This is a genomic window from Microcoleus sp. D2_18a_D3 (assembly GCF_036702455.1).
In the GTDB taxonomy this organism is placed as follows: domain Bacteria; phylum Cyanobacteriota; class Cyanobacteriia; order Cyanobacteriales; family Microcoleaceae; genus Microcoleus.
In genome coordinates this window covers 25646-37795 of sequence record NZ_JAUBTK010000035.1, presented here as the reverse complement: position 1 = coordinate 37795, position 12150 = coordinate 25646, and the positions used below count along the sequence as shown (strand labels likewise).

Sequence of the window (12150 nt, the reverse complement as noted above, 5' to 3'; positions counted from 1 at the left end):
TTTTGAGAAAGGGCGATCGATCTGCAATCATTCTGCACTCGATACTGTTTCTAACGTCAAAATGCCGATCGGTTTATTAACAACTAGCTGCATCCTATCTAACCATTGCGAACCGATTAAAATCTCCGGGAGATCCTCTCCAACATGGACGGGAACGATCAACTCTTGACCGTCAATAATTACCCTGCCTTCATAGAGGTCAAATAAAGCATCTCCCCGTGCTGTCTGCATCTCGATTTCTCGGACAATTAAAGACCAATCTAAACCATCTAAGTCTTGAGAATTAATCGCTAGAAAACCAGTGGTAAAACCTGTATCTAGTAGCACTTCAACAGGAAAGCAATCGCCATTAGATGCAATCAATTCTATCTCAAAAAACAACTCTCCGTTTTCGCCAAACCAACCTGATATCATATACTGCCACAGGTTCCTGTTTCATTGAGGCGAAACATTGTTAACATCACACTTTTATCGCCATACTGTTCCTTGATTTTTTGGACAATGCCTAAAAGTTTGGGGTCAACTAAATACTCTTCGCTATCCGGCTCGATCGCAATAAACCAATTGTAATACTCGTCGATCAGTTCCGGGCGAATTCGCTCAAATATTGCTCGACCGCGTAAACGGAGTTTAGTTTTTTCTGCTTTGCGTCTTGCTAATTCTTCGGGTGGTATAGTCCGTTCGGGAAAAATTCTACCCCGTAGCGCTTTTCGCTTTTCTGATAGCTGAGTCATGGTGTTTTTTAGATTAAATGTATAGATTGATTTATGATAGCCCACAAGTATTATTTTGTCTATTTTTGCTAAAATCCGCCCTTAAAGTCTCCAGCGAACTCTTTATTAACATTTTGTAATATTCTTGCTACTAGCAGCTTGTCTGGTGTAGAATAACGATAATGGTTATCATTGTACACTAATCGAGGTCAAGTATGGTGAGTGCTGGGGCGATCGAATCAGTTCCTGTTACCGTTCTCACGGGCTATCTGGGTGCAGGCAAAACTACGCTACTGAACCGCATTTTAACACAGGAACACGGCAAAAAAGTTGCAGTCATCGTCAACGAATTCGGCGAAGTAGGCATCGACAACCAACTGATAATTGATGCCGATGAAGAAATTTTCGAGATGAACAACGGCTGCATTTGCTGTACAGTCCGAGGCGATTTAATTCGGATTATCGGTAACTTAATGAAGCGGCGCGACAAATTTGACCACATAGTCATCGAAACCACAGGTTTAGCCGACCCCGCACCCGTAATTCAAACATTTTTTGTAGACGAAGATATGCGGGACACATTACTGCTAGATGCAGTTGTCACGGTAGTTGATGCCAAGCACATCTGGCAGCACTGGGACGCAGACGAAGCTCAAGAACAAATTGCATTTGCCGATGTAGTTTTGCTCAACAAAACTGATTTAGTGAGTGAGGAAGAATTGGCAGAATTAGAAAAACGAATTCGCGCCATGAATGCAATGGCAAAAATTCACCGTACTCACAATGCTGAATTACAAATGGATGCTTTGTTGGGCGTAAAAGCATTTGATTTGAACCGGGCATTAGAAATCGAACCCGACTTTTTGGGCGAAGACACTCACGAACACGACGAAACTGTTACCTCGGTAGCAATAGTAGAATCCGGCGCTATTGATGGCAACAAATTTAGCGATTGGATTGAGGAATTGTTGCGAACTCAAGGCCCGAATATCTTTCGGACTAAAGGCATTTTGAATGTCGCCGGAGACAACAAGCGATTTGTTTTCCAAGGAGTACACATGGTGTTTGATGGCAGACCAGATAGACCTTGGAAAGCTACCGAAACTCCGAAAAACGAGCTTGTATTCATCGGTCGCAACTTAAACGAAAATCAATTGCGAGAGGATTTTCGTAAGTGTCTGGTTTAACTGACATCTTGAAGCATTTTTAATAAGCGTTTTAGGAACAGGCAAGATGCCTGTTCCACAAGAATAAACTTCATCTTTTGTGGGATGGAACAGGCAAGATGCCTGTTCCACAAGAATAAACTTCATCTTTTGTGGCACGGGCATCTTGCCCGTGGAATGGAACAGGCAAGATGCCTGTTCCACAAGATGAAAATTCATCTCTTGTGGAAGGGAACAGGCAAGATGCCTGTTCCACAAGATGAAAATTCATCTTTTGTGGAAGGGAACAGGCAAGATGCCTGTTCCACAAGATGAAAATTCATCTTTTGTGGGATGGAACAGGCAAGATGCCTGTTCCACAAGATGAAAATTCATCTTTTGTGGAATGGAACAGGCAAGATGCCTGTTCCACAAGATGAAAATTCATCTTTTGTGGAATGGAACAGGCAAGATGCCTGTTCCACAAGATGAAAATTCATCTCTTGTGGAAGGGAACAGGCAAGATGCCTGTTCCACAAGATGAAAATTCATCTCTTGTGGAACGGGCATCTTGCCCGTTCTTAAGAAGAGTACAACATCTCTGATTCAATAAATATGGGTAACAAAAAGACAAATAAAAGTGAACAAACCCTAGAAATTCATGCCGCAGCCATGCTGTCTGACTACGTAACTGCTGTTACTTGGTCGCCGGATGGCACAACTTTAGGAGTCTGTTCCGCGGCGGGCGAAGTGATGCTGGCGAAAGTAGGGACAGTTAATGAATTGTCCTTGCAAACCCTACAAACTGCTACGGGTAAATCAGCCGATTGCTTGTCTTTTTCCCGCGACAGTCAATTCCTAGCTGCTGGCGGACAAGATGGAAAAGTGCGAATTTGGCGCGTTAATTCTGGCGAATTAATTGCTGATTTGGATAACCAGCGCGTCTGGGTTGATAAGTTAGCTTGGAGTCCCAACTGCAACCAGTTAGCTTTCAGTATGGGCCGCTACGTTCAAGTCTGGAATGCTGAGGATAATGTTGTTGAAGTAACGCTGAATTTCGAGTCATCATCTATTCTCGATTTAGCATGGCATCCGATGGTTCAATATCTGGCAGTTAGCGGCTATCAAGGTGTCAAAGTTTGGCATGGCGAAGACTGGGACGAAGACCCGGAAATTTTATCAGTACCCTCTGCAACAGGTGCTGTTTCTTGGTCGCCACAAGGGGAATTTTTAGCTTGCGGCAATATGGACAATACTCTCATTGTTAATGAATGGGGCAATTTTGAACCGTGGGTAATGCAGGGTTTTCCGGGGAAAGTTCGGCAGTTAGCTTGGTCGGATAAAACTAATTCCTTGGGTGCGCCTTTGTTAGCTGCTGCGAGTTCTGAAGGGATTTCAGTGTGGGAAAAACACGCTGATGAAAGTGTCGGTTGGGATTCTTGGGGGTTAGAAGTGCATGAAAAAGTTGTAAATGCGATCGCCTTTCAACCTTCCACATTTTTATTAGCTTCCGCAGCCGCAGACGGTCAAGTTTGTTTGTGGGAGGAAGCAGAACAATTGCTGCAAATTCTAGAAGGTGCAGAGGGCGGTTTTTCCTGTCTCGCATGGCATCCCGAAGGCCAGTTTCTCGCGGCCGGCGGTGGTGGTGGCGAATTGCTTGTTTGGTCAAAGTCTATGCGCGGCAAAGGCTTCGGGCGGCGCTAAGTTCGCATACGCACCCGTTTGACCAAAACATAAACAATTGAAAACTTTAGGACTTACCCACGGGTATCCAGAAACCGGGTTTTTCGAGGGTCTACTTCGTTGCAGACTGCATCGAGTAAAAAACCCGGTTTCTAAGCGTCGAAGTGCGTCCTGGAGTGTTATCCTCTCTTTCTTGTCAAAATCCCTTGACTGGGACTGAACAGCAAAGCTACTAAAAATAACCCAAAAACAACTAATACAATTGCCGCACCAGACGGCATATTCCAATAATAGCTGAGATACATACCAGTCACGCTAGCTGTAATCCCAATAATTGCTCCTAATCCCATCATTAAATGTAGCTCTTTTACCAACAAATACGCCGTCATTCCCGGCCCGATTAATAGGGAAATTACTAACAGCGCCCCCACAGTTTGCAAACTCGCAACAATCGTCAGCGTAATCGCCGAAATCATCCCCAAATAAATCCAGTTTACAGGCAAACCGCACGCTTGCGCTCCCTGCGGGTCAAAAGTATAGAATAGCAGTTCTTTATAAAATATTTTAACGGTCGCCAAAATTATCAAAGTTATGACAAAAGTCTGCTGCACGTCAGCAGGTGCAACTGATAAGATATTCCCAAACAAAAACCCGTCTAAATCTAATTTGGTTGTCCGCAAGAGGCTAATCAGCGTGATGCTAATTGCTAAAAATGTAGACAAAATTAATGCCATAACTGCATCAATTTTTAGGCGCGATTGCGATTGTATCCAGGTCATTATTACCGCGCTGATAATTCCCGATATAAACGCGCCGATCGAAATATTGAAACCTAAAGAAAAAGCTACGGGCAATCCTGCTAATACTGAATGGGCAATCATGTCAACCATCATTCCCATTTGCTGTACAATTAAATAGGAACCGACAACGGCGCAGAGAATTCCTAGCAAAATGCCGACGGCGATCGCATTTCGCATGAACTCGAATTGTAGCGGCTCAATTAGCAAATTTAACATTGAATTAGGTCAATAATAGGATTTTTTCAACTACAATCTACTGCACAGGCGGGACGCCCGTGCCACAATCAATTTTAAAGATAAATCTTTTTTTGCTTACGCTGACACTAAACTTAAATCGTATCCATAGGCTTTTTGAATATTGGCGGCGGTGAGGACTTCCCTGCAGGAACCCGTCGCAATTAACTGCTTGTTGAGCAATAATAAATTGTCGTACTGTTTTAAAGTTTCGCCTAAATCGTGGCTGATTACTAGCAATGTTTTATTTTCTGCTTTTAGTTCGGCAAAAATATCGAAAATAATCTCTTCGGTTGCTTTGTCGATCGCGTTAAAAGGTTCGTCGAAGAAGAATAAATCGGCTTGTTGGGCGATCGACCTTGCTAAGAAAATCCGCTGCTGCTGTCCGCCAGACAGTTCGCCAATTTGCCGATCGCGCAAATCCCACATTCCCACCCGCAGCAAAGCAGCTTTCACCAATTCTTGCGACTGCTTCGAGGGACTGCGAAACCAACCAGTCTGGACGGTTCGCGCCATCATTACCGCATTCCACACCGTAATCGGATAATCCCAGTCAATTTGCGATCGCTGCGGCACATAAGCCACCCGCGACAACTGTTCCTTCAGCAGCCGCCCCTGATATTTCACCAAACCCCGACAGGCCGGGATCAATCCCAGCATCGCTTTCACCATCGTGCTTTTCCCCGCGCCGTTGGGGCCGAACACACCGGTTAATTGTCCGGGATCTAACTGGAAATTCACGCTGTTGATGGCCGAGATTCCTCGATAATTGACAGCTAAGTCTTGCACTTCTAACATAATCCGAGATTTTGAGAACGATTCTTGTTCGTAGCTACTAGAATAGGATAACTCGAAAAAGCAATAACGATTATCGTTCCAAAGGTGAAAATGTTAAAGAACTGGGCTGGAAAAAGCGGCAGATTGTGCGGTGTGGCTGTTTTGGCAATTGGCTGCGGACTGGTTGGGTGCAGTGGAGGGCAGAACGCAAGCAATGGAGTGCCAGAGAGTCCCGCCACAACTCAAACTCCAGCCAGTCCCGCCGCCAACTTGCCAAAAGTCGTGGCTACGACTGGCGTTATCTGCAACCTAACTAGAGAAATCGCTCAAAGTTCGATCGACACCACCTGTCTAATCAAGCCGGGAGACGACCCCCACGCCTATCAAACCAAGCCGGAAGACCGGAAAGCGATTGAAACAGCAAATCTGATTTTATACGGCGGCTACAACCACGAACCCAGCATCATTAAGTTAATTGAATCTAGCAGTAATTCCGCACCCAAAATCGCCGTCCACGAACTCGCTGTTCCCAAACCGTTGATGGGCCAACACGAGCACGAACACGGTGAAGAGAAAGCGGAAAACCAACCCCACGCAGAAGGCGAAAAAGTCCCTGACCCTCACGTTTGGCATAACCCGAAAAATGGCATCCGTATGGTAGAAACTATTCGCGATCAATTGATCAAACTTGCTCCCAGCAATGCTCAAATTTATACAAAAAATGCAGCCAGCTTAACAGATAAGTTGCAAAAAATAGATACTTGGATCAAAGCTCAAATTGCGACTATTCCAGCCCCAAAACGCAAGTTAGTAACCACTCACGATGCTTTGAGTTACTATGCCGATGCTTACGGTTTGGAGATGGCTGGAGCTTTGCAGGGTGTGACGACAGAGGAACAGCCCACCGCCGCAAGAATTGCCGAATTGTCCTCAGAAATTAAGACCGCCGGAGTGCCGACAATTTTTGCCGAAACTACAACTAATCCGAAGTTGATGGAGACTGTGGCGAGGGAGGCAAATGTCGAAATTTCAGACAAGGAACTTTACAGCGACGAGTTGGGCGGCCCCGGCACGGGTGCTGATACATATCAGGGAATGCTGAAAACTAATACTTGCGCGATTATTTCTGGCCTCGGTGGTAATTGTACTTCCTTTGCCGGAGAAACTGTACCAAATCCCAAACCATAGATTTTCTAAAGTTCGCCTACTAGCAAGCACCTTATATTTCAATACGCTTGGGTTAAGCGCGATCCCCCCTAGCCAAGGGCGGGCACGGGGGCACCGCCCCTACTAAGGGGGGGACAAGAACTTACTCAAAGTCCCCCTTCTTAAGGGGGATTTAGGGGGATCTCCGAGGAATAAATAGTTTTAACTCAAGCGTATTGCCTTATATTTGCTCGGTACGCAGCAAAAAGCAGCGCTCGCAATCGCAGGGGTTTTCGATTGCAAACGCTGCGTTGGCTGAGATGACTTTAAGGTGAATGTGGCTCCTCGGTACTGGGGGGTTTTTGGCCAATTCCCAATTGTTTCTTAGAGGATTTTAAGTCTTTCCAAAGCATCTTAATATCTTTATAAGCTTTCTCAGCGCTAATTTTCCCCCCTGTTTCCAGCGAGCAAATATAAGTTATTTTTTGAGCAAATTCCTGCAAGTTGGCATTAAACGCCAAGTTTTCTGGCGTGAAATCACCGTAGTAGCGATTGCGAGGATGTAAAAAATCTTCCCGCTCTTTCATTGCCCCCTCCTAATTAAACTTTTGGTATTCAACTTTTGGTTCGGTCTCTGCTGTTAATAGCACTATTTGTACTCAGTATCGCGGCGCTAACTTGCTTCTATTGTATTGCGTAAGTAGCAATTGTGCTTTTTCGCTCTGTATTTAGTCTATTAATGCAGTCTTAACCTTAAGTTAGCTTTATTTTAACTTTTCTTTAACCTAAAAGCAAAAAAATTGGGAAATGCGCGGTTCGCATCTCCCTTGAGATATATTTGGCAGTTGGTGATTAACCTTTTCTGAAGCCGAATATTTATTTGTGGCACTCGCAGCCGGTGTGGCCGCAGCCTTGGCCGTTGGGGTGGCCGTCAGCGCAAGCACTGGAACAGTATGTTTTGCCGTCTTTTTCAATGGCTTCGCTGGGGCTGACAACGCATGAACATGAAGGACAGGCACATTTTGTTTGGGTGGCGGTAGTCATTTGAGCTTCTCCTGGTGGGTTTGTTTGTCTATACTTATATCTGAACATATATTCAGATATAAGTCAAGGGAATGTAAAAGTTTTGTTACAAAAGGTGGGTCGATCGCACTAAAATGAAAATGAGAATTAAAACAAGCCGGGATAAAGATGTCACCCAACTCTGCTGTTAACGGAGCGATAAGTCAGTCTCACCAACAAAACGATACACCAACGTGCGATCCATCGCACCTAGTTGACTGTTGGCGGGCAGGGGACATCCAAACACAAGTTCTCAACACCGCAAAAGCGCAGCGGATGGCTGAGTTTTTCAGTCTTTTGGGAGATGCGAACCGCCTGCGGCTGCTGTCGGTTTTGGCCAAACAAGAACTGTGCGTGTGTGACTTGGCTGCGGCGTTGAGTATGAGCGAGTCAGCAGTATCGCACCAGTTGCGGGCATTGCGGGCGATGCGGTTGGTAAGTTACCGCAAGGTTGGGAGACAAGTTTTTTATAGTTTACTCGATCGCCACGTTTTTGAACTTTACCAAGCAGTCGCCGAACACTTAGACGAAGCAGATTAAGCTTTTGGGCAGTGGGCAGTGGGCATTGGGCAGTGGGCAGTGGGCAGTGGGCAGTGGGCAGTGGGCATTGGGCCGTGGGCAGTGGGCATTGGGCCGTGGGCCGTGGGCATTGGGCATTGGTAATGGATTTAAAATTTTGTAGGGGCGGCTTTTACCAATAATCTCGGCCTAAGATTAATAATCTTGTAAACCCGCCCCCACCCAACTAGATATTAATCTTCGACGGTGTGGCCCGTAGCAACAACCGCCTGTGAAATTGACTCTTCAGAAGCTTGAGCCTCAACCGTAACAGTCTTAGCTGCGACATCCACATTGACAGTAGCTTCGGAGTCAACAGTTTTGATGGCTTTGGTAATTGTATCACCGCAGCCGGAGCAGACGATCGAGGGAACGTTAAGTAGTATTGCCATAATTCAGCAAATTTTCGTAGATGACAGTATTATTTTTTATTTTAATCTAAATTCGTGAAACACGCGCTTTCCCGGATTTCGGCAGGGGTTTAAACCCCTGCCTCAAAGCTCAATTCGGTTAAAACCGACTGTAGAGTTGGACCTTAAAAGTTATAGATTATTTCCTACCCATATCACTTCAAACTTAATACCTCTGAAGGCACATTAATATCGGGTATGCGGCGTCCAACGGCGGCGGCTACAGGCCGCAAACTCGCAACTAAATCTACCATATCTGGTAAAGAAAGAGCTTGCCGCGCGTCAGAAACCGATTTTTCTGGTTGCGGGTGACATTCAATAATTAATCCGTCTGCACCGCAAGCAACCGCTGCTTTGGCTAGTGGCGCGACTAATTCTCGCTTGCCGACGGCGTGAGAAGGGTCTACAATTACTGGCAAATGAGTTAACTGTTTCAGCGCTGCGACTGCACCTAAATCTAATACATTGCGCGTGTAATTGTCGAAGCTGCGAATGCCTCTTTCGCACAGAACTACATCAGGATTTCCGTGACTGAGAATGTATTCGGCGGCCATCACAAATTCTTCGATTGTGGCTGATAAGCCGCGTTTTAGTAGGACTGGTTTTCCGGCTTGACCGATCGCCTTTAGTAACTCGAAGTTTTGCATATTCCGACTGCCTACTTGCAGCATATCAGTATATGTGACAACTGGATCGATTTGGGCGATCGACATTACCTCTGTCACCACTGGTAAACCGTAACGGCGGCTGACATCAGCTAAAATTTCCAGTCCCTCAATTCCCATGCCTTGGAAAGCATAGGGAGATGTGCGGGGTTTGTAGACTCCGCCTCGCAAAGCTTGCACGGATGCGGCGGATAGTTGGCGGGCGACGGTTTCCATTTGTGCGGAACTTTCGACGGTACAGGGGCCGCCGATGATTAATAATTCTGTGCCGCCGACTGAGACTGTTTCTGAGAGTTTGACAATTGTCTGGTGTTCGGGATGAGATTTGGTGACGAGTTTGGCTTCTAACATGAGGGTATTTTCCTGGCAAATTAAGTGGGTGGTTGACAACAAAAAACCCGGCACTTTTAGGAGTTCCGGGTTGGTGCGAAAAGACAGCGCGACAATTTACCCAGAACTCCTGTGGGGCCAAAAATAAAAGCTGTAGTACCAGTTACTGAATAATGTCATTGCTGTTTTCGCTTGTACTCGATTGGTTGTTGGGGAAAGAAGTAGAAAAAACAAAACCGCAGGTGTTAATCTGCGGTTCGCCCGGATGTTCACAGTGAATTACCAATTCACTCCGGGCGAACTTGGCTGTACCAAAAATAAAAATAGCTGTTGGCTGTGAACTTGGCTGTGAACATAGTTGAAGTGCTGCGATTTGTGGATTAAACACAATACTATTCGATAACCTAGCACAGACTGGTAGGAATGTCAAGCATTTTTTTTGCAAAATGTAGGGCAACGGCAATGGCGTTTAACTCGACGCGGTTGTCGTTTTTTGGGTATGTCTGTTATTATGTCGATATAGGGACAAACCGACAAGTCCCTATATCGACAAGTGACCCTATCCGAATCGCGCGCCTGTGTGTCAGGCTAGACACATAGACAAATCGATATAGCGATATGGAAACTTTGACTACAAGTAAAACTGTGTCCGTAAAAATCTATCTACCTGAAGAGACAAGAGCCAAGTTCAAAGCATCTTGCGCTATGCGTAGCCTCAGCATGAATGAGGTTCTGTTGGAGTACATCGAAACTTGGTTACAGGAAAACGAACCCGTTTTAGAGCCAAAGCCGCAGCGCGTCAAGACGATCGCCAAAACTCAGGAAACAGACTGATGACCGATCGACCGATTGACTATATCAGATCTCTTGCAAAAGTCAAATTCACCCCCCGCAAGTCCCCCCTTATTAAGGGGGGAAACAAGAATAATCTTGCTCCCTCCCCTTAGCAAGGGGAGGGTTGGGGTGGGGTGCTTTGTATTTTTGCAAGAGTTCTATCGAATAAATGGCATCCTCGAACAAACCGCGAGGGGCAAATGCTGAGAGATTCAGACAACCCAGAGAAATCTTGGGAGGATTTAGAAGCCGAATTGCTTCCTCACCGTCCTTTTTATGCCCCTGGCGAGACTGAAATTGAAAAAGACCTTTATGCTAAGCGACGATGTGCTCAGCAAAAAATGAAGGCTGAAAAACGCCCCGATATTGCAGGCCGCTCTTATTACTACTGCACGGAGACAAATGATGATGACTAACTCGAATTACCGACTGCTACCTGCCAGAGATGAGTATGTTCAAGTGTCTATCTATCTCAATCGGGTGCATTTGGACGGATATACGCCCGATCGCGCGATCGCAAAATTGATCGAAATGGGTTATGCTCCTACTTTGCAATATCAGTGGAATCCAAAACGAAATGAGTTTGATTTATTTGCTCTCATTCACGATCGCCCGATCGCCGATTCACTGATGGATAAACAGGCTTGTGATGCTCTCTGGGCTGCTTTTAACGAATCTTCGCTTTACGTGATTGGTTGCGAGATGGCCCAAAATCCTAACTGGCTAGCGGCACGTAGCTTTAACGATCCGCGCCGTCACGCTACGCCGGAGGAAATCGAGCCTCTGGAAGCAAATGCTACGGCCGCTGCTTAATATTTTAGTTTTGAGTGCAACGGGTACAAAAAAGGTACGTAGTTGCGCTTAAGCGCTGTTAATCCCAGCCGAAGTCTCGATCGCACAATTCGGCTAGTCTTTGGTTGTGCGATCGAAAATATGCTTTCAATTGCTCGTATACTGTCTCGCTGATGGGGGGATATTGGGTGGCGTTGTATTTTTCGTAGGTTTGTAGTTGGTGGGGCGGTAAGTCTAAAAATTCGAGGACTCTGTTGAGGATTTCCGATGGGTTGCTATACAAGTCTTCGCTTTTGAGGATTAAAAATTGTGATTTGGGAAAAAGTTTCATCCAGGCTGGGAGTTGATCGGCGTAAATGCTGCGGGTTAGATAGCTGTGGTGTTGGTGTTCGTAACTGTAGTAGGTTGGGTTGGCTAGGAGTTTTTCTATTTCGCCTTTGAGTCTTTCGGGCTCTGCGGCGATCGCCTCTTCTAATGAGAGGGATTCGTAGCCTATTTTGATATAGTAATAATAGTGGGAGATTGCGCGTTCTACGGGGTTTCTCAGCAGGGCGATTATTTTAACTTTGGGACATAAATCATAAATTCGCTGGGGAACTTGGGGGTGACAGATGTAGTAGGGGCTGGCTTCTCCGGTTAGTAGGTTTTCGCTTGTTTGGGGCTGGGGAAATTGGGAACAGTACCACTCCCAGCTTTTATCGAAGTTGAAGTCGAAGTAATGAATTTCTTTTTCGGCGGCGGGGGCGATTTGGGGATGTTGGATTAGGTAATTGTACAGAGATGTTGTGCCGCCTTTTTGGGCTCCGATGATGATGAAGTCGGGGGGTTTGGAGGGTTGTTTCATGGGTGGGGATGGTAGGTTTATATTTGGCACTTGTACTGACAGTGTTTCGGATTTGGCATTTGTACCGATAGTCCGCCGGGGGTTTTAACCCCCGTCTCATAGCGCAAGTCCTTTGAAAAGGACTGAAGATGTATTTATTTATCTAATATCTTAATAT

General features: G+C 45.7%; 17 protein-coding genes. 7 read left to right on the top strand and 10 right to left on the bottom strand.

Annotation, left to right across the window (positions count from 1 at the left end):
• Positions 1–27: 27 nt before the first annotated feature.
• A complete protein-coding gene (locus QUB06_RS17355) occupies positions 28–414 on the bottom strand; it encodes an aspartyl protease (RefSeq protein WP_333436317.1) in 387 nt (128 codons plus the stop codon).
• Positions 411–734, bottom strand: a complete 324-nt coding sequence (locus QUB06_RS17350) for a hypothetical protein (RefSeq protein WP_333436316.1) — start codon at positions 732–734, stop codon at positions 411–413. The genes QUB06_RS17355 and QUB06_RS17350 overlap by 4 nt, the downstream gene beginning before the upstream one ends.
• A 194-nt stretch (positions 735–928) precedes the next feature.
• On the opposite strand from QUB06_RS17350, the gene QUB06_RS17345 reads away from it, so the two are divergent.
• Both QUB06_RS17345 and QUB06_RS17340 read left to right on the top strand, forming a co-directional pair.
• The gene (locus tag QUB06_RS17345) at positions 929–1900 is read left to right on the top strand and encodes a GTP-binding protein (protein WP_333436315.1); all 972 of its coding nucleotides are present in this window, start codon (positions 929–931) and stop codon (positions 1898–1900) included.
• 573 nt (positions 1901–2473) lie between these two features.
• The gene (locus QUB06_RS17340) at positions 2474–3562 is read left to right on the top strand and encodes a WD40 repeat domain-containing protein (protein ID WP_333436314.1); all 1089 of its coding nucleotides are present in this window, start codon (positions 2474–2476) and stop codon (positions 3560–3562) included.
• A 158-nt stretch (positions 3563–3720) separates the two neighbouring features.
• Here QUB06_RS17340 and QUB06_RS17335 read toward each other — a convergent pair whose 3' ends face one another.
• The gene (locus QUB06_RS17335; protein WP_333282657.1) at positions 3721–4557 is read right to left on the bottom strand and encodes a metal ABC transporter permease; all 837 of its coding nucleotides are present in this window, start codon (positions 4555–4557) and stop codon (positions 3721–3723) included.
• A 96-nt stretch (positions 4558–4653) separates the two neighbouring features.
• On the bottom strand, positions 4654–5373 hold the full coding sequence (locus QUB06_RS17330) for a metal ABC transporter ATP-binding protein (protein ID WP_333436313.1): 720 nt from the start codon (positions 5371–5373) through the stop codon (positions 4654–4656).
• Between the two features lie 90 nt (positions 5374–5463).
• On the opposite strand from QUB06_RS17330, the gene QUB06_RS17325 reads away from it, so the two are divergent.
• Complete coding sequence (locus QUB06_RS17325) at positions 5464–6540, top strand: metal ABC transporter solute-binding protein, Zn/Mn family (protein ID WP_333436312.1); 1077 nt, start codon at positions 5464–5466, stop codon at positions 6538–6540.
• 284 nt (positions 6541–6824) lie between these two features.
• On the opposite strand, the gene QUB06_RS17320 is transcribed toward QUB06_RS17325, so the two are convergent.
• On the bottom strand, positions 6825–7085 hold the full coding sequence (locus tag QUB06_RS17320) for a DUF7219 family protein (protein WP_333143497.1): 261 nt from the start codon (positions 7083–7085) through the stop codon (positions 6825–6827).
• A gap of 289 nt (positions 7086–7374) precedes the next feature.
• Positions 7375–7542: a metallothionein gene (locus QUB06_RS17315; protein ID WP_333081421.1), complete on the bottom strand. Its 168-nt coding sequence runs from the start codon at positions 7540–7542 to the stop codon at positions 7375–7377.
• A 147-nt stretch (positions 7543–7689) separates the two neighbouring features.
• Between QUB06_RS17315 and QUB06_RS17310 the strand changes: the two genes are divergently transcribed.
• Positions 7690–8100: a metalloregulator ArsR/SmtB family transcription factor gene (locus tag QUB06_RS17310; protein WP_333436311.1), complete on the top strand. Its 411-nt coding sequence runs from the start codon at positions 7690–7692 to the stop codon at positions 8098–8100.
• Between the two features lie 212 nt (positions 8101–8312).
• Here QUB06_RS17310 and QUB06_RS17305 read toward each other — a convergent pair whose 3' ends face one another.
• The 3 genes from QUB06_RS17305 to QUB06_RS17295 form a co-directional block, all read right to left on the bottom strand.
• Complete coding sequence (locus QUB06_RS17305) at positions 8313–8510, bottom strand: heavy-metal-associated domain-containing protein (protein ID WP_333436310.1); 198 nt, start codon at positions 8508–8510, stop codon at positions 8313–8315.
• A gap of 173 nt (positions 8511–8683) precedes the next feature.
• Entirely contained in the window at positions 8684–9544 is an 861-nt protein-coding gene (aroF, locus tag QUB06_RS17300; RefSeq protein ID WP_333436309.1) for a 3-deoxy-7-phosphoheptulonate synthase, read from the bottom strand.
• A gap of 142 nt (positions 9545–9686) precedes the next feature.
• Complete coding sequence (locus tag QUB06_RS17295) at positions 9687–9911, bottom strand: hypothetical protein (protein WP_333436308.1); 225 nt, start codon at positions 9909–9911, stop codon at positions 9687–9689.
• A gap of 230 nt (positions 9912–10141) precedes the next feature.
• On the opposite strand from QUB06_RS17295, the gene QUB06_RS17290 reads away from it, so the two are divergent.
• The 3 genes from QUB06_RS17290 (at position 10142) to QUB06_RS17280 (ending at position 11170) form a co-directional block, all read left to right on the top strand.
• The gene (locus QUB06_RS17290; protein ID WP_333436307.1) at positions 10142–10357 is read left to right on the top strand and encodes a plasmid partition protein ParG; all 216 of its coding nucleotides are present in this window, start codon (positions 10142–10144) and stop codon (positions 10355–10357) included.
• A 200-nt stretch (positions 10358–10557) separates the two neighbouring features.
• Positions 10558–10773 carry a hypothetical protein gene (locus QUB06_RS17285; protein WP_333436306.1) on the top strand — a complete coding sequence of 72 codons (216 nt, stop codon included), beginning with the start codon at positions 10558–10560 and terminating at the stop codon, positions 10771–10773.
• Complete coding sequence (locus QUB06_RS17280) at positions 10760–11170, top strand: hypothetical protein (RefSeq protein ID WP_333436305.1); 411 nt, start codon at positions 10760–10762, stop codon at positions 11168–11170. The genes QUB06_RS17285 and QUB06_RS17280 overlap by 14 nt, the downstream gene beginning before the upstream one ends.
• 58 nt (positions 11171–11228) lie before the next feature.
• Here QUB06_RS17280 and QUB06_RS17275 read toward each other — a convergent pair whose 3' ends face one another.
• Positions 11229–11993 (bottom strand): sulfotransferase domain-containing protein, encoded by a 765-nt coding sequence (locus QUB06_RS17275; protein ID WP_333436304.1) that lies wholly within the window; start codon positions 11991–11993, stop codon positions 11229–11231.
• Between the last annotated feature and the right edge of the window lie 157 nt (positions 11994–12150).

Bases quoted from the DNA above. Each gene is read 5' to 3' on its own strand.
- QUB06_RS17280 (WP_333436305.1), top strand. From the start codon at position 10,760: ATGATGATGACTAACTCGAATTACCGACTGCTACCTGCCAGAGATGAG.
- QUB06_RS17340 (WP_333436314.1), top strand. From the start codon at position 2,474: ATGGGTAACAAAAAGACAAATAAAAGTGAACAAACCCTAGAAATTCAT.
- QUB06_RS17330 (WP_333436313.1), bottom strand. From the start codon at position 5,373: ATGTTAGAAGTGCAAGACTTAGCTGTCAATTATCGAGGAATCTCGGCC.
- aroF (WP_333436309.1), bottom strand. From the start codon at position 9,544: ATGTTAGAAGCCAAACTCGTCACCAAATCTCATCCCGAACACCAGACA.
- QUB06_RS17275 (WP_333436304.1), bottom strand. From the start codon at position 11,993: ATGAAACAACCCTCCAAACCCCCCGACTTCATCATCATCGGAGCCCAA.
- QUB06_RS17285 (WP_333436306.1), top strand. From the start codon at position 10,558: ATGCTGAGAGATTCAGACAACCCAGAGAAATCTTGGGAGGATTTAGAA.
- QUB06_RS17355 (WP_333436317.1), bottom strand. From the start codon at position 414: ATGATATCAGGTTGGTTTGGCGAAAACGGAGAGTTGTTTTTTGAGATA.
- QUB06_RS17345 (WP_333436315.1), top strand. From the start codon at position 929: ATGGTGAGTGCTGGGGCGATCGAATCAGTTCCTGTTACCGTTCTCACG.
- QUB06_RS17310 (WP_333436311.1), top strand. From the start codon at position 7,690: ATGTCACCCAACTCTGCTGTTAACGGAGCGATAAGTCAGTCTCACCAA.
- QUB06_RS17315 (WP_333081421.1), bottom strand. From the start codon at position 7,542: ATGACTACCGCCACCCAAACAAAATGTGCCTGTCCTTCATGTTCATGC.
- QUB06_RS17335 (WP_333282657.1), bottom strand. From the start codon at position 4,557: ATGTTAAATTTGCTAATTGAGCCGCTACAATTCGAGTTCATGCGAAAT.
- QUB06_RS17305 (WP_333436310.1), bottom strand. From the start codon at position 8,510: ATGGCAATACTACTTAACGTTCCCTCGATCGTCTGCTCCGGCTGCGGT.
- QUB06_RS17320 (WP_333143497.1), bottom strand. From the start codon at position 7,085: ATGAAAGAGCGGGAAGATTTTTTACATCCTCGCAATCGCTACTACGGT.
- QUB06_RS17290 (WP_333436307.1), top strand. From the start codon at position 10,142: ATGGAAACTTTGACTACAAGTAAAACTGTGTCCGTAAAAATCTATCTA.
- QUB06_RS17325 (WP_333436312.1), top strand. From the start codon at position 5,464: ATGTTAAAGAACTGGGCTGGAAAAAGCGGCAGATTGTGCGGTGTGGCT.
- QUB06_RS17350 (WP_333436316.1), bottom strand. From the start codon at position 734: ATGACTCAGCTATCAGAAAAGCGAAAAGCGCTACGGGGTAGAATTTTT.